6 protein-coding genes and 2 pseudogenes are annotated in these 17,007 nt (G+C 57.1%); 4 read left to right on the top strand and 4 right to left on the bottom strand.

Annotated features, from left to right (window positions below; genetic code table 11):
* Positions 1-632: 632 nt before the first annotated feature.
* Positions 633-962, bottom strand: coding sequence for a ferredoxin FdxA (fdxA, locus tag E0L37_RS20855; protein WP_133493568.1), 330 nt, complete (start codon positions 960-962; stop codon positions 633-635).
* A gap of 139 nt (positions 963-1,101) precedes the next feature.
* The gene (mutS, locus tag E0L37_RS20850) at positions 1,102-3,657 is read right to left on the bottom strand and encodes a DNA mismatch repair protein MutS (protein ID WP_133493567.1); all 2,556 of its coding nucleotides are present in this window, start codon (positions 3,655-3,657) and stop codon (positions 1,102-1,104) included.
* Positions 3,658-4,153: 496 nt separating this feature from the next.
* On the opposite strand from mutS, the pseudogene E0L37_RS20845 reads away from it, so the two are divergent.
* Positions 4,154-5,261: pseudogene (locus tag E0L37_RS20845) on the top strand (IS3 family transposase).
* A 211-nt stretch (positions 5,262-5,472) separates the two neighbouring features.
* Complete coding sequence (locus E0L37_RS20840; RefSeq protein ID WP_133493566.1) at positions 5,473-7,671, top strand: hypothetical protein; 2,199 nt, start codon at positions 5,473-5,475, stop codon at positions 7,669-7,671.
* Between the two features lie 182 nt (positions 7,672-7,853).
* On the opposite strand, the gene E0L37_RS20835 is transcribed toward E0L37_RS20840, so the two are convergent.
* Complete coding sequence (locus E0L37_RS20835; RefSeq protein ID WP_240687529.1) at positions 7,854-8,489, bottom strand: response regulator transcription factor; 636 nt, start codon at positions 8,487-8,489, stop codon at positions 7,854-7,856.
* Between the two features lie 227 nt (positions 8,490-8,716).
* On the opposite strand from E0L37_RS20835, the gene E0L37_RS20830 reads away from it, so the two are divergent.
* Both E0L37_RS20830 and E0L37_RS20825 read left to right on the top strand, forming a co-directional pair.
* Positions 8,717-10,654, top strand: a complete 1,938-nt coding sequence (locus tag E0L37_RS20830; RefSeq protein ID WP_133493564.1) for an integrin — start codon at positions 8,717-8,719, stop codon at positions 10,652-10,654.
* Positions 10,655-10,797: 143 nt separating this feature from the next.
* Positions 10,798-16,020 carry a carboxypeptidase-like regulatory domain-containing protein gene (locus tag E0L37_RS20825; RefSeq protein WP_166643112.1) on the top strand — a complete coding sequence of 1,741 codons (5,223 nt, stop codon included), beginning with the start codon at positions 10,798-10,800 and terminating at the stop codon, positions 16,018-16,020.
* 121 nt (positions 16,021-16,141) lie between these two features.
* Here the strand turns inward: E0L37_RS20825 and E0L37_RS20820 are convergent.
* Positions 16,142-17,007, bottom strand: a pseudogene (locus E0L37_RS20820) (IS66 family transposase); the annotation flags it as partial.

Genomic DNA, 17,007 nt, shown 5'->3' with positions numbered 1-17,007 from the left:
GTGGAAGAGGGGGGGTTGTGAGCGCTATTTCTAGCGCCTTGGGGGGATACCTTTTCCGTTGGCTCGGCCTAACGCCCTAGCCAATCGAGATACTGTATATCCTACAGGGAGAGCCTTCCCCCTGCTGTAAAATGCGGTGAGAGAATGTAAAAACTTCCTAGCTTGTTCGGGTGCACCGTATCCAGAATGCAAATGGCAGGCTTGCGAAGTGAAGGTCAACCGCGATCTTGTAAGCCATATCTTACAACGGTGTAAGCATTTTTACCAATGTGGTGTCCGCCATCTGCTCTTTCTTTTGAGCTGAAAATCCCCATCCATTTGATTTGAAAGGAATTTTTGTTTTTCGGCGAATGGAATCCATTTACTTTTTAAAGATCTTTAACCCTTGAGCGTCAGGGCACTTGCTATAGTACTTTCCGTGTTCAGGGACATGAACACAGGGAACTGCTAAGGATGGCGGACAAGGATGTCCAGGTGAGCGCAAATCGGGTAAGGACGACTCGACGCAAAAAGGGCGGCAGGATGCCGCCCTTCTCATTTTTATGGCCGCCTTCTTCCCTGGCAATGCCTGCCCGCCTCTCAGGCGGTTGGCGGTAAGACGAGTCTTCGATCCGCCTTCTCCGCCGTTCTCCTTACCACTCTCGAACCAGGTGCTCGCGCTTGTTGGCCACGCCGTCCCAGTCCGCGGCGTCGTCCGGAGCATCTTTCATCTCCGTGATATTCGGCCACTTCTCCGCCAGTTCGGCGTTGATCTCCAGGAACTCTTGTTGGTCGTCGGGCAATTCGTCTTCCGAGAAGATCGCGTTCACCGGGCACTCCGGCTCGCACAGCGCACAGTCGATGCACTCATCCGGATGAATGACCAGAAAATTCGGACCTTCATAAAAGCAGTCCACCGGACATACTTCCACACAGTCCGTGTGTTTACACTTGATGCAGTTTTCACCTACTACGAACGTCATTAGCCTGTCCTCGCCAGGTGTGTTCTCTTCCACGACCGGTCCGCCCGCTATGGAAAGTCTAGCAGAGCGCCGGTTTGGGGGTCTCGGGGCCGCGCTAGTCTAGCTTCAAGGCCCCGGGCAGGCAAACCGGCTTACCCGGTTAAGCTAAGCTCTTCAGCCGATAAAGCAGATCCAGCGCCTGACGAGGCGTCAGCTGATCGGGATCGACTTCCCCGAACGCCTCCTTGAGCGGGTCCGGTGCCGCGAACAGCTCGCTTTGCATCGGCGCCGCCGGGCGCGCGGGAGCCGCCGCTGGCGCGGGCGTGCCGGTCTCCAGTTCCTGCAGCTTTTCCGTGGCCCGCTGGATCACCGGTGCCGGTACCCCGGCCAGTTGTGCCACCTGCAAACCGTAGCTGCGGCTGGCGGGCCCTTCCTGCACCCGGTGCAGGAAGACAATACGATTGTCGTGTTCGCTGGCGGTGAGGTGGGCGTTGTAGACCGTCTCCAGAGTCTCCGGCAGTTGTGTCAGCTCGAAATAATGGGTGGCGAAGAGGGTGAAGGCACGCAGTTGCCTGGCCAGATGCTCCGCCGCCGCCCAGGCCAGGCTGAGCCCGTCGAAGGTGCTGGTGCCGCGGCCAATCTCATCCATCAATACGAGACTCTCCGGGGTGGCGTTGTTGAGAATGTTGGCGGTTTCCGACATTTCCACCATGAAGGTGGAACGGCCGCCGGCCAGATCATCGGAGGAACCGATGCGGGTGAAGATCCGGTCCAGCGGCCCGATGCGGGCGCTGGCGGCGGGCACCGCGCTGCCGATATGAGCGAGCAGCGCGATCAACGCGGTCTGACGCATATAAGTGGATTTACCACCCATGTTCGGGCCGGTGATGACGACCATGCGCCGGCGATCGTCCAGGTGCAGACTGTTGGGCACGAACGCCTCTTCCAGCACCTGCTCCACCACCGGATGGCGGCCGTCGACGATTTCCAGCAAGGGCGTTTCCAGCAGTTGCGGCCGCACCCAGCCCAGCGCCTCGGCGCGTTCCGCCAGTGTCGCCAGTACGTCGAGTTCGGCCACCGCCGAGGCGCACACCTGCAACGGCCCCAGATGTGCCGCCACCGTTTCGATCAAGGCCTCGTAGAGCCGTTTTTCCAGCGTCAGCGCCTTGCTGGACGCGGACAGCGCCTTGTCCTCGAAGGTCTTCAACTCCGGCGTAATGAAGCGCTCGGCGTTTTTCAGGGTCTGCCGGCGTTGATAGTCCACCGGCGCTTGTTCCGCCTCGCGGCGGGACAGCTCAATATAGTAGCCGTGAACCTTGTTGTACTTGACCCGCAGAGTGCCGAAGCCAGTGCGTTCGCGTTCGCGTTTTTCGATGTCCACCAGCACCGCGCCCGCGTTTTCGCTGATCGCCCGCAACTCATCCAGATCCTCGCTGTAACCCGGAGCGATGACGCCGCCGTCGCGGATCAACATGGGTGGATTCTCGACCACCGCCCGGGCCAGTAATTCGCACTGTTCCGGGAACTCGCCCAGGCGCTCATGGGCTTCGGCGAAGGCGTTGGATTCCGGCAAGGCCGCGTGCAGGGCCGGCAGCGCTTCCAGGCTGGCGCGCAGGCGGATCAGATCGCGGGGGCGGGCGGAGCGCAGCGCCACCCGGCCGAGGATTCGTTCCATATCGCCGATCCGGTCCAACACCTGGCGCAGCGCCTCGAAACGCCAGCCGTCACGCAGAGCATCGATACGATCCTGGCGGCCATTGAGCACGACGCGGTCACGTAATGGCTGATGCACCCAGCGTTTCAACAGGCGCGCGCCCATGGCGGTGGTAGTGTTGTCCAGCACCCAGGCGAGGGAATGTTGCTCCCGGCCATCCAGGGTTTCGGTCAGCTCCAGATTGCGGCGGGTGGCGGCGTCCATGGCCACGCTGTCGTCGAACGACTCCACCGCCAGGCCGGTGACATGGGGCAGGGCGCTGCGCTGGGTATCGCGAGCGTACTGCAACAGCGCGCCGGCCGCGGCCACCGCGGCGCCTGCCGGCTGCCCGAAGCCGGACAGGTCTTGCACCTGGAACTGCTTGCACAGCTGCCGCCGCGCCGCCTCCTCATCGAACTCCCACACTGGCCGCACCCGGCTGCCGGGGCGTTCCGCCAATGCCGTCGGAAAACCGTGTGCTTCGCTCAGCAACAACTCCGCCGGCTGCCAGCGCTCAAGTAGCGCCTGCAACTGCTCCTGCCCCTCCACCTGGGTCACCACGAAACGGCCGGCTGCCACGTCCAGCGCTGCCGCGCCCACGCGAGGGCCGTCTTCGCACAAAGCGCAAAGCAGATTGTCCCGGCGTTCTTCCATCAGGGCTTCGTCACTTACCGTTCCCGGCGTGACGATGCGTACCACCTTGCGTTCCACCGGCCCCTTGCTGGTGGCCGGATCACCGATCTGCTCGCAGATCACCACCGACTCACCGAGCTTCACCAACCGCGCCAGGTACCCTTCCGCCGCGTGATACGGAATCCCCGCCATCGGAATCGGCTTGCCCGCGCTTTGCCCGCGCTGAGTCAGTGTGATGTCCAGCAACCGGGCCGCTTTCTGCGCATCGCCGAAGAACAGTTCATAAAAATCCCCCATACGGTAGAACACCAACTGGTCCGGGTGCTCGGCCTTGATGCTAAGATACTGCCGCATCATGGGAGTGTGTGCTGATAAATCGGAGTTCGTCATATCTGCGTTTCAGCCTGTTTTTCCTTTTTTCGCTATTAATTCAATTGGTTAGCGAAATTTGCGATTTCCGGTAGTGTCCGTGCCTGTTCATGGTGATCCACCCCAATCCGCATAATAAGTGTAGGTTTTCGTGTCGGGCCGATTCCCGGGTGATATGCTGCTCAAAACCTACACCAAATCCTTTGCAGGCCGGACGGAGCCTGCGATGCGGGGATTTTCTTGAAACCGTTAGTGTTGGTGGATCAAAGCGATGGAGCATAGCAAACAAGGCAGTAAGCAACTATCGGTCCGTGTCATTGAGGCAAGGCGGCCTGTTGACAAGGTCAAAACGGATGGCGCTGAGAACGCGGGACTGCGGGTCAACTGCGGTGTAGTGGTTCAATGATTCCGGACACCGATGTAGGTGGTAAGATCGCCACCATGAACGAGGTGTCAGATGACCAGAAAACGACCTTCCTTTACTGCTGAGTTCAAATAAGAAGCTGCCGGTTGGGTGATGGATCAAGGCTACACGGTTCCCCAGGCCAGTGCCTCACTTGGCGTGGTCGAGAGCGTGCTTCGGCGTTGGGTCAAACAGCTTGAAGCGGAACGCCAGGGAGTGCCCCCAAAGGTAAGGCTATGCCCCCCGAGCAACGGCGCATACAAGAGCTGGAGGCGCGCTGCGAACGCTTGGAGCGGGAAAAGAACATTTTAAAAAAACTACCGCTCTCTTGATGTCGGAGGACTGGAATCGTACGCGCTGATCCACCAGTTAAGTGAGCGAGAACCTGTCGAATGGGTCTGTTCAGCGTTTAATGTGCATCGCTCCTGTTACTACGAACACCGTAAGCGGCGTCATCATATTGATGCGCATCGTGTGGCCCTGAAAGCCAAGGTGAGTCGCGCGTTTAATCAGGGCCGCAGCTTGGCGGGAAACCGCACGATACAAGGGATGTTCAATGAACAGGGCGTGGAAATTGGCCGCTTCAAGGTGCGTAGTCTGATTCGGGAACTGGGGCTGATCTGTAAGCAACCTGGCCCCCATGCCTACAAGCAAGCCGCCGTGGAACGGCCAGACATACCAAACCATCTGGACCGGGAGTTTACGGTGCAGCAGCCGAATCAGGTGTGGTGCGGAGACATTACTTATATCTGGACGGGGCAATGCTGGAACTATCTGGCGGTGGTGCTCGACCTCTACGCACGCAGGGTTGTGGGTTGGGCGATCTCCGGCAGTCCGGATGCCGATCTGGTGGTGAAGGCCCTGGATCATACCTGGGAACAGCGTGGCGAGCCCGAAAAGGTCATGTTCCACTCGGATCAGGGTATCCAATACGCCAGTCGAACGTTCCGACAGCGCTTATGGCGCTACCGGATGCGGCAAAGCATGAGCCGACGAGGCAACTGTTGGGACAATGCGCCCTGGAAAGGTTGTTCCGGAGCTTCAAGTCAGAGTGGGTGCCTGTGATGGGCTGCCGCGGCTTGCTGGAGGCAAAGAGAAGATATCGGTGATTACCTGATGGGGTACTACAATCATCACAGGCATCACAGCTACAACGGCGGGATCGCTCTGAACCGCCCCGGGTATCGAGGAACAACCTAAAACATTGTCTGGAATTAATTAACCATTACAGTACCTGCAGTGATGAAATAGAACTCACCTGACGGATCTTGTGGTTTGAGTCTGCGCCGGGGGAGAATCTTTTCTGAGCGGTAAATGTCTTCAAGTTGTTGGAGGATTTGAATTTTTTAGGCTGAGTGCCGCAGGTGGTATTGTGGTGTAGGCGTCTGAAAATGGATGTGGGCACTTCGTAATAATAATGGGTGGAGGGTGTGATGTTTTTCTTTAACGGGGAAAAGGTTGCTGCGGGGAGTGAAGTGCGAGGTGTTGCTCCCCGGCGTGTTCTACTGAGTAGCGGTATCATCGCTATTTTATTTTTTATTCTGGCCGGTTATGGCACGCTTCAGCTACCTTGGTTTGGTATTGAATTTCAGGCCAACCCTGATGGGGATGGACTAATTATTGCCAATGTTAGCGCCTCTTCACCCAATCAAAAAACAGTGTTGCCGGGACTGGTAGTGGTGGCGCTAAGGGATGCGAATCAACGATCGGTAGCGTTAAACTGGCTTCTGCTGACTGACGAGCCAGATACGCTATCTGGCACTGAACTGACGCGTTTTATTAAAAACCAGACGGCGCTGTCGGAAATTATCGATAACAATCCCGTGATGATTACAGCGCAGGGCGAGCTTATTCCTTTGTTTAATCAGCGTGCACCTCTGACCTTTTTACTGGGAAGCTTCGCGGTACAGGCTGGGTATACATTAATCTCCTTTTTCATTGCCATTGGTATCTGGGCGGTAAGGCCGGATCAAATTGCAACCCGGTTCTTTGCTTTGTCGGGGCTGGGAGTAATGCTGGTCGGCCTACCACTGAGTGTATACAACAGTCGTGAATTGGTTATTCATGGCCAGTTGTTTCAATATTTGTCTGCTGTTAACCACGCTGGGTCGCTAATTATTTGCGCGTCACTGGTGTCTCTTTTTTTTGTGTACCCGCGTTGGTTGTCGAAACCATCCACAGTTGTTCCATTGCTGCTCTATGCTACTGCTGCGGGGTGCTGGGTGCTCTGGATTAAAACATTGTTTAAGGCTGGAGGGGACCCAGGTGTCACGGTATATCTTCCTATATTATTAAGCTATTTGATTGGATTGGTATTTGCAGGTATCCAGTGGTATGCGAGTCGTAATCGACCTACTGATCGTGCGGCCCTGAAATGGTGTTTGCTTGCGATTTTTTCCGGAACAGTAATGTTAATCGGCTTGGTTACGATTCCTCCTGTCTTCGGTTTTAATCCCATTGTTCCGGTAGTAATAGGCTACGGCGGCTTCCTGATGGTTTATCTTGGCTTGGCCGCAGGGCTTCTGCGCTACCGGCTCTTTGATGTGGAGCGCTGGTGGTTTAAAACATGGCTTTGGTTTGCCGCGGGTCTGATTGTCTTGACTCTCGATCTGGTGCTCGTCTTTTTTGTGAATATGGCAGGGAGTTCAGCCCTTGCTGTTTCATTGGCGTTGTCTGGCTGGTTGTATTTCCCCTTGCGGCAGCTGCTTTGGGAGAAGGTCGGTCGGCGTTCTGATGCACCTCAAGAAGAAGCGCTGCGAGAACTGGTGGATACGCTTTTTTCAGCAAAAACAGAACGGCAAATTATTGCTGCCTGGCCTGATTTGCTTCAGCACACGTTCAAGCCTTTACAGCTGAAATCCTGGAGAGGTGAGTTAATAGAGCCATCTGTTTCAGCGGATGGCGTGCGCATGATGGTGCCTGCCTTTGGTGCTGATGACCGCCCGCAAATGCTGGAGTTTCCTGCTGAAGGCGGGCGACTTTTTTCGTTGCAGGATTTGCAAATGATTCACTTGCTGCATGACCTTACGCATAACGCCTTGCAAGGAATTCGTGCGCGGGAGATGGGGGCCGAAGTGGAGCGGAAAAGGATAATGCGTGATCTTCATGATGACTTGGGTGCGCGCCTGCTGGATCTGGTTTATGCCTCGGATAATCCGACGTGCCGTCAACTCGCTCTTGCTGCTATTGAGGATTTACGGGGGCTTGTGGATGCAACCTCGGGGGACTCTGTAGAACTGGATCACCTGATTACCAGCTGTGAAGGGGAGGCGCGCACTCGGTTGAATGACGCTGGCTTCACGCTGCACTGGACAGTAATCGGTGAGTTAACAAAAATAGTCGTGTCGGCTCGCGGAGTGGCGAATCTTATGCGAACGCTGCGGGAGGCTATTACCAACGTTATCCGGCATGCCGGAGGGGATAATGTGGATGTGGAATGGCGAATTGATGGTGGCGTCATCGGTATCACTATCACAGATAATGGAAATGCTTCCGCTCCATCAGAGTGGCTGCACGGGCATGGTACCCGAACTATTAACACACGCACTTCTGATTTAGGGGGGACAGCTGTTTGGAGGCAGAATCATCCGCAGGGCAGTCAGCTGGAGATACGCATACCTCTGCCGATTTAAGGCATTCTTGAGTTCGGAGTGCATTCCTGATCAGGCACTGGGTTCGGGTTGATCAAGAGTGGCGCCTTTGGTGCTTTCCCCTGTTGTGCAGGGGGCTCGATGCCTGATATTGAAGCTAGAATGAAATGTGAAACCCCCGCACGTTTCAACTGGTATTATGGCAACGGTGGGCTTTCAAACGTTCAAATTACGCCCAGCCGGATTGCTTGTTGAGTGGCTTCTGCCCGGGATGAAACCTCCAGTTTTCGATAAATATTCTTTACATGCCCCGCAATGGTGTGACGGCTAACGCCTAGCGTTTCAGCGACTTTTGAAAGCGTGAATCCTTTCGCAATCAGCCTGAGCACTTCTTTCTCTCTAGGGGTCATGGGATCGCATTGCTCTTCTTCATCTTGTGAGAACGTCGCCAATACGCGATGAGCAATTGCTGGAGACAAAGGGGGCTCTCCGTTGACAATGCCGCTCAAGCGCCCGGCTAATTCTTGTTTTGACTGTTGTTTAAGCAGGTACCCAGAGGCTCCGGCTTTTAGCGCCTGGAAAACATGTCGATCATCATCATGGATGGTGATAACTACACTCAGACAGTCAGGCTCTTTTCGGCGTAATTCGCGGATGAAATCTATGCCTGTGCCATCGGGAAGGCTCAGATCCACCAGCGCCAGGTCGAGAGTGATACCTGCAGCGCGCAAGTGTTTCAGCTTTTCATTTGCGAAAGAGAGCCCTGTAGCAGTGCTCACTGTCATGCCGGGAAACACATCGAGTAATACCTGACGTAACCAGCGTTGAGCGCCATCGTGATCTTCTAGGATCAGCCCCATTTTCACATCACGCCTCCGGAAGTTATTGTTCTCATAGCCTACTCTGAGCTGGCGGAACCGGCCAGTCCCTCTCGTCTTCTGCTGCCCCATCCCCCTCGTTTGGGGGGGGGAGGGGGGAGGGAGCCCCTCAGTTAGGGTCTGCGATAGTGTTCTAATTGCCGTTACCTTAGTGACTGAGAGAAGCGCCATTGTGGCCCCGAGGATTATTAAAGGATTGACGTGTTGCTATGAATACCCGCCTGCATCCCCAAAATAACCGACTGAAAGTCGCATCGTCATCTAATCGGCGTCGGGCTACTCATGTCTCTTTATTGACTGTCTTGTTCGCGGTGGCGGGCGTTGGTTGCGGTGGAGGCGGCGGAGGTAGCGCAGCTGGTGGGGCTGAATCACCGGCGTTTGCCGCGGCCTCAGTGATGGAGGGTAACGACCCTAATCAGATCGTGTTGAGCTGGGAGTTCACCGACGGCGCGCCTGACCACTACACCCTGGAACTGAATGCCGATGGCCAATCCGGTTTCACTCAAGTTGATCTCAATGGTGATGGAACACTTGATGGCCAGGACCAGATTGCGGGCAGCGAATCAAGTGTCGTCATTCCATTGCCGCTCCATCTGACTGACTTCAACAATGGGCGCTACCGGGTTGTCGCCTATGGCGACCAGGGCGCGGAAATAGGGGCCAGTACCAGTATTAATCTCATCTCCGTCGTTGTAGACCGTCTGATTGGCTACGTAAAGGCTTCCAACACCGATAGAGATGATCGCTTCGGCGGTGATGTTGCGTTATCTGCGGATGGTCACACTCTGGTCGTCGGGGCGAGAGCGGAGGCGAGTAAGGCTACCGGTGTTGACGGCGATGAGGCTGACAACAGCGAGGCCAGCGCTGGCGCGGTGTATATATTTAACCGAGACCCGATTACCGGCGTCTGGACACAGCAAGCCTATCTCAAGGCGTCCAATGCAGAAGCAGGTGATGAGTTTGGATCAAGGCTTGCACTTGCGCGTGATGGCGACACCTTGGCGGTCGGCGCTATTTATGAGAGCAGCAATGCCAGAGGGATTGATGGTGATCAGAGCGATAACAGCGCGGTCGAAGCGGGCGCGGTATACATCTTCAGCCGCGCCGGTGGCAGCTGGTCGCAGCAGGCCTACATCAAGGCCTCCAATGCAGAGGCCGGTGACCGGTTCGGGCAGAGTGTCTCCTTGGCCAACCAGGGTAATACCTTAGCCGTTGCTAGCTATGACGACAGTAACGCTACCACCATTGGCGGTGATGAAAGCGATAACAGTGAGGATGAAGCGGGCGCTGTTTACGTTTTCACTCGTACCGGCACCAGCTGGACGCAGCAGGCTTACATCAAGGCCTCTAATACAGACGCCGGTGATCACTTTGGGTACGTTACCGCGCTTGCCAGTGACGGCAATACCCTGGCGGTCGCGTCCACTTCAGAGAGTAGCAGTGCCAAAGGTATTGACGGTGATGAAAGTGACAACAGCGCGTCTAAATCCGGTGCGGTCTATATCTTTACCCGTACCGGTGTGGCCTGGGCCCAACAAGCTTATATAAAGGCTTCTAATGCTGAGGCGGGGGACTTCTTCGGCACCGGCGTCTCGCTAGCCGATGACGGCAATACCTTGGCTGTCGGAGCTTATAGCGAAGGTAGTCAGGCCACGGGGGTTGGTGGTGATGAGGATGACAATAGTGCGGATAGAGCGGGTGCTGCTTACGTCTTTCAGCGTAACGGGAGTACCTGGACGCAAGAAGCTTACATTAAGGCCTCCAACGCAGAAGCTGGTGACGCTTTCGGAACGAGTATTGCGTTGGCTGGCGACGGTAACATCCTGGCGGTTGGGGCGTACCTCGAAGAGGGTAAGGCTACAGGCATCGGTGGCGATGAACATGATGACAGTGTGGGGCTCTCTCTCGGGGGAACAGGTGCTGCTTATGTCTTCACTCGTGAAGCCGGTGCCACTTGGCAGCAGCAGGCCTACGTAAAAGCTTCCAACACGGATGTAAAGGATTATTTTGGGGGCAGCGTCGCACTCGCCGCCGATGGTAATACCTTGGCCGTCGGGGCTTTTGGAGAGAACAGTAACGCTACCGGTATCAATGGAGATCAAACTGATAACAGCGCGGATAACGCCGGCGCTGTCTATTTGTACTGAACACCTCGCTCCCTTCCTGGGGGCGTAACACCGTGATTGCACGGGCAACCGCTTTATTCTGCGCTATGGGAACCTGCTCAAAGCGTGAGTGGGTTTGGATGGGATATGAGATGGTTATGAATACTTGTCATTGGATCGTTAATATGATTACGAGCGCCCGACTACGGAGCAACTTTGGATGGCTGGTTTGCCGGGCCATTTTGGCGACCACTTTTGCTCTGGCTCTGGGGGCTTGCGGTGATGATAGCTCCAATAACGGTAATGGCGACGAGCAGACGGCAGCGGTCGTCACGGGCGTCGCCCAGAAAGGCCCTTTCCAGCCCGGCGGCAGTGCCAGCGCGGTGGCTTTGGGTGGTGATGGCAGTGCTGCCGGCACATCTGTCACGGCGACCATCAGCACGGATGGCGCCTTTGCGATCCCTGATATCGACTGGGGCGGACCCACGCAATTAACCATGAGTGGGGCATTTTTTAACGAGTTTACGGGTAACTTTGCCGGCAATCTTGAATTACATGGCACGGCATCACTGCCCGGCGATGCGGATGCCAATGTCAACCTTTTCACTCATTTTGTCGCCGCTCGTACACGGCATTTAATGGCGGCGGGGGAGGCATTTGGTGATGCCCGTGACCAGGCGCGTAGCGAACTGGCTTCGATTATGGGCATTAACGCGTTGCCAAATACTCTCGACTTGCTTCAGGATGACGGCGATAGCGCGCATCAGGATGACAGCGCCAATCTACTGCTTTTTTCAGCCGCGACACTGGCCGCGGGCATCAACCAGCCCAACATTGATGTTTTGGCGGCGGACTTTGCCAGCGATGGTAAGATCAACGGCGTTGGCAAAGCCGTTTTCGACGACATTAAACAGGCCACAGCCAATCACCCCAATTTGCTTGCCATCGCACGCAGCCATCTGACGAATCAGTATAGTGTCACCCCGCCGGACGACACCGACGGACAACGTCCGGCTTGGGCGCCGCCACTAGCGACCGATCCGGTCGCGGCATTCACTCTTAGCGGTTCACTTAAAGTTGGCGAATCCGTGTCATTTGATGCCGCCGGCTCCACCGGCGATGGGTTGGCCTACGCCTGGGACTTCGGTGACGGCGACACGGCCACCGGGGTTCAGACGACACACACATTCACCGTCGCTGACGATTACACGGTCACCCTGAGAGTCACCGACAGCGACAGCCGCACGGATACCACCAGCCAGCAATTGACGATCACCGACATTGATGTGCCGCCGGCTCCGCCGGAGGCAAACTTCACGGTCATTGGCGATCAGGTCGCGGGCAGCAGCCTGAGCTTCGATGCCAATAGCTCCACCGGCGATGGGTTGACCTACGGCTGGGACTTCGGCGATGGCGATACAGCCACCGGGGTGCAGACCACACACGCCTTCGCTGATGCGGACGATTACACGGTGACCCTCACTGTTACAGACAGTGAGGGTCGCACGGACGTCGCTAGCCAGTCCTTGACGATTGGGCGCGCCTCCACGCTACCTGAGGCTGACTTCACCGTCAGCGGGGACCTTGCCGCAGGCAGCAATTTAGCTTTCAACGCCAGCGCTTCCAGTGGTGACGGTTTGACCTATTATTGGAATTTCGGCGACGGCGACGCCGGACGCAATAGCCAGATTGCACACGCTTATGACCTCGAGGGCAGTTACACGGTGGAACTAACCGTCACGGATGTCGACGGTAACCGTGATACCGCCAGCCTGACCCTGACGATTGCCACGGGGCCGCAGCCGTCGGCAACCGACGGCCTGATTAAAGGTAGCGTCATTGATACCGGTGGCAACCCCGTTGAAGGTGTGAAAGTTAGCTTGATCAACGCTGAACATTTGGTCGGCGGTGATCGCGACGCGACTACTGACGCGGATGGCAAAACGATGCTGAGTAACATGCCTACCGGCGTCGAGTTCGTGTTCAAACTAACCAAGGCTGGCTACGCTGATCGTTTCGTGCGCACTAACATCCCTGCCCGCGCCAGCGATGCCGCCACTTTCAGCGCGACCATAACGGAGCGGGCTACCACGCAGACGCTGAGCAATGCCGAAGACGGCGGCAACGTCATTGGCGCCGACGGCACCGCCATCGAGCTGCCCGCCAGCGCTCTGGTCGACGCCAGCGGCAATCCGGTTTCCGGAAGCGTGGAGGTCGCGCTCACGCCGGTGGATGTCTCGGATGCGGACGCCCGCAACGCGTTCCCGGGCTCGTTCGCAGCCGCGGATAACAACGGCGACAGCGGTGTGCTGCTGTCCTTTGGGGTGGCCGAATATCACCTCACCCAAGGTGGTGAGCGGCTGCAATTGGCCCCCGGCAAGCAGGCCACGCTGACGGTGCCGGTCTACATTGATCAGCACAGCGACGGCAGCCCCGTCACCGCTGGGGATCACATCCCACTGTGGTCGTTGGACGAAACCTCCGGCCAGTGGGTGCAGGAAGGCATGGGCACCGTGGTGAGCGACAGTAATTCGCCCACCGGTTTGGGCTTTGAAATGGTGGTGGGGCACCTCTCCTGGTACAACTGCGACGATTTCGTCGAAACCTACCGGCCCATTCCTCAATGTAAGGTCGACAACAGCAGCGGCCTTCCAGAACTGGATATCTCCGAGACCTGCTTTATCAACGGCAGCACTGTGGACGCTGGCCCGTACTCCGGCGCAACCACGAATATCCATAGTGATAATAACCGCGCGCTGCCGGTACCCGCCGGGATCGAGTATCAGCTTATCGCAACGGCGCGTAATGGAACCTTGCAAGGCGAGGTCACGGTCAACGGCGCAGCCGGTGCCAGCGAAAACATCGACATCGTGCTCAGCCCCGCCGGTGGCAATAATGGCGGCGCGGACGTCATTAGCCTGCCCTATAACGATCTCGGCGCCATTGATCCTGTCGGCGAGACCGACCGCTACACGTTCCCGGGGCAGGCCGGCGTTTTCGTCCAGGTGCAAGCGGGCCAGGGTGACGGTTCGACATTGTACGGCACGTTGGAGCTTCACGGACCCAATGGCCAACTTCTGGGTTCGGATGATTTCATTGGTTCCAGCTTGGCAAACTTCGTCACCAGGCTGCCTACAGACGGCGATTACACCGTCAGCATCAAGGCAACGCAAAATGCCCCCGGTGGATATCGCTTGCTGGTGGAAGAGGTCCCGGAAGTCAGCCTCGATGAAAACATAGAAGGGGTAATCTCTGCTGCGCGTGGCAGTACCCACCGCGTCTTCCACGGAACCGCCGGCACGCTGATAGGTTTGGTAGACGTAAGGAGCGCGGGCAGCAACGTCTCGTTGAGAGTCAACGATGTGAATGGCAACCCCATCGCATCCTACCATTACTCGGGCGCCGACCAGCGCATTGCTGAGCTCCCTGCAGACGGCCCCTATATCCTTACGATCTATAGCCACAATGCAGGCGATGCTTACCGAACAGCGATCGCCCGTATCGAGCCGCCACAATTGTTGGCGCTGGACGGCGCCGGTCGCGCCACCGTCACCGGCAACATTCAGGTGAACGGAGACCGCCAGTTCTACAGGCTGGTGGCTGCCGGCGGTGACGGCCTGTACCTGCGCTTGGCGCCGGCCGCCGGCGGTGCGCTGAACAGCGGATCAGCCAATGTGAGTGTCTATCGCCAGGCCACGGACCCTTTTTTCGAGGACCCGCTGGCCGGTGGGCCCACCGTCAGCGACGACAATGTCAACGGCGACGATAGCGAATCCCATCTGCATAGCACAGGAATGCGCTTACCTGGTGATGGCAGCACCGAAACCTACATCATTGAAGTGTCCGCGCTCATAGAGCGGGATGGTGAGGAGCTTGGTAACTATGAACTGCGTGTGGATACCGCACCCGCCAAAGCAACTATTGTCGTCGATGACGATCTAGCCCAATGCGCCGATGCAGACACTCGCTCATTGCACGCAGCGGCCTACGCGGTCACCGATGGGGGGACCATTGATATATGCGATGGGCTGTACTCCGAGCACACGTCAGTGACAGCGCCGGATGGCTCATTCGAGCTCGTCGGGCGTAACCGTGCCGGCGTGGTTCTACGTAGCGCGGATCCCGACCGGCAGGCTGTACTGGGCGACGCCGGTCTCGGCGATAATAGCGCTCTGATTGCGTTGAAGAATCTGACGTTGCAGTCCCAGGGTGAGCCCCTTTTCCCGGACTATTTCTCTATCAGTCGGGTTTCGGGAGCTACCAATGTCACGATCGAACCCGCTCCGGGGGAAGAACAGACCCAAGGCCGTCTGGCCATTTACGCCGACGGAGCCGTCATCGACGGATTGGACATGACCGCGGGGAGGGTCGCGCTGTATATCCGAGCCGACAATGTGACAGTGCGGAACAGCTCGTTCACGGGCGCTCCGGGAACAATCGATGCTGAGTTTAGTGACAATCTGTTGTTCGAAAACAATACAGCAACGTTCGAGCGCACTTCTAACGCCAGTCAGTATTTTAGGGTTAAAGACAGCAGCGGACTGCGGATGCTTAATAACCACATTACCATTACCGCTGACGAACCGCCGTCGTTCCCGCTGGCAGAGCCATCGATCTCGATCGAGGACGTGGGCGACAGTGCTACCGGGACAGTTGTGCGGGCCAATACGGTCAGCACTCCCGTGGCCGGTCTGTATGTCGACCTGAAGAACGCCGGAGCCAACATCGCCGTGGAGCAGAACCGATTCCATTTCACTGCGCCCTATGGCGGCGTTCCGCTGGATTTGATCACCACCCGCGGTGCAAAAACGGGAAGCCTGTTGATGCGCAACAATATTTTCTACGGAGCAACGGGGTTTGACGGTGGGGTGGCGAAGATCCGCGGCACGGAGCGTTTCACGAGCATAGACATTATCAACAACAGCTGGTTGGCGAAACCGACAGGCCCTGACGATACGCCACCCCGCTGTAACGGCTGCGCCATGCTACTGGTAAGCCCTTTTAGTCAGGACTTGACCGGGCCTCTGCCGATTAATTTCATTAATAACATTCTGATTGGCTGGGCGTCGTCAAGCACCACACCCGCGGGGGCGATCAATATTCCTGGTGCCACTACCATCAATGACGACAATAACCTGTTTGGCGACTTTGATTATCTATACAAGAGTGGGGGGACATCTTCTGGTCTTAATAACATTAATATCGGAATTCGAAATCCTGAAAATTCGTCCTATCCGTTCTTTGTCGGCGATCCGTTCCTGTTAGAGGTAAATGATTTCAGCCAGGGTGTTGATAACGGCCAAGGGCCCATGGCCGGCGGGCCGCCGATTCCGGGCGTGGATTACAGTGGCGAATCAAGGCCTCAGCATGGTAGTTACGATATCGGGGCTCATGAAAACGTCTTTTAAAGTCCTCTACATAAGGATCTGATTATAAAAAAAATAGAAAGAGAGGGCGTAGGGAAAGGGCCAGCTAAAAAAAGGCAATGACGTTGTAGGTGCGACGTAAGCGTCCGGTAATCCCACCTTGTCAGGCGGAGGTCGGCGCCCAGTTTTGGGGCAAGAGCTCATTTATGGCGTTGTTCTTTTGCGTCGGCAGCCGAGCCAGCACATCCTTCAGATACGCATAAGGATCGTGGCCGTTCAGCTTCGCCGACTGGATCAGGCTCATGACGGCGGCCGCACGCTAGCCACTGCGCAGAGAGCCCGCGAACAGCCAGTTATTGCGCCCCAGCGCCCAGGGGCGGATCTGGTTTTCCACCCGGTTGTTGTCGATCGGCACTGCGCCATCGTCCAGGTAGCGCGTCAGCGCCGCCCAGCGTTTCAGGCTGTAGTCCAGGGCTTTGGCCGTGCCCGAGCCGTCCGGGACTTTTTGCCGTTGGGAGATCATCCATTGGTGCAGGGCGTCGGCGATGGGCCTGGCTTTTTCGTTGCGCAAGCGCTGGCGGTCTTTATCCGGCAGATCCTTCGCCTCTCGCTCGATGCCGTACAGCGCACCGATGGACTCCAGCGCTTGGGCGGCCAGCTCACTCTTGTTGGCCACGTGCAGGTCGTGGAACTTGCGACGGGCGTGCGCCAGGCAACCGATCTCGGTAATGCCCTCGCCGAAGCCCGCCTTATAGCCAGCGTAGTCGTCACACACCAGCTTGCCATGCCAGTTCCCCAGGAAGGCGCGGGCGTGTTCGCCCGCCCGGCTGGGCGCGAAGTCATAGACCGTGGCCTTCAGTTCAGAGAACGAGGTGCTGCAGTAAGCCCACACATAGGCCCGGTGGGTTTTCTTCTTGCCCGGTGCCAGCATCGCTACCGGCGTTTCATCCGCGTGCAGCACCGGCTGGGCTAGCAACTGGGCTCTGAGCGCATCCACCAGTGGCTGCAACCGTACCCCGCAGGTGCCCA

Origin of the sequence: Alcanivorax sp. 24 (assembly GCF_004360225.1) — a bacterium.
Lineage (GTDB): Bacteria > Pseudomonadota > Gammaproteobacteria > Pseudomonadales > Alcanivoracaceae > Alloalcanivorax > Alloalcanivorax xiamenensis.
The sequence above is the reverse complement of the archived record's forward strand: the minus strand, read 5'-3'. Positions and strand labels throughout refer to the sequence as shown.

Excerpts from the sequence above, each read along its gene's own strand:
- E0L37_RS20840 (WP_133493566.1), top strand. The coding sequence starts at position 5,473 with ATGTTTTTCTTTAACGGGGAAAAGGTTGCTGCGGGGAGTGAAGTGCGA.
- E0L37_RS20825 (WP_166643112.1), top strand. The coding sequence starts at position 10,798 with ATGATTACGAGCGCCCGACTACGGAGCAACTTTGGATGGCTGGTTTGC.
- fdxA (WP_133493568.1), bottom strand. The coding sequence starts at position 962 with ATGACGTTCGTAGTAGGTGAAAACTGCATCAAGTGTAAACACACGGAC.
- E0L37_RS20830 (WP_133493564.1), top strand. The coding sequence starts at position 8,717 with ATGAATACCCGCCTGCATCCCCAAAATAACCGACTGAAAGTCGCATCG.
- mutS (WP_133493567.1), bottom strand. The coding sequence starts at position 3,657 with ATGACGAACTCCGATTTATCAGCACACACTCCCATGATGCGGCAGTAT.
- E0L37_RS20835 (WP_240687529.1), bottom strand. The coding sequence starts at position 8,489 with ATGGGGCTGATCCTAGAAGATCACGATGGCGCTCAACGCTGGTTACGT.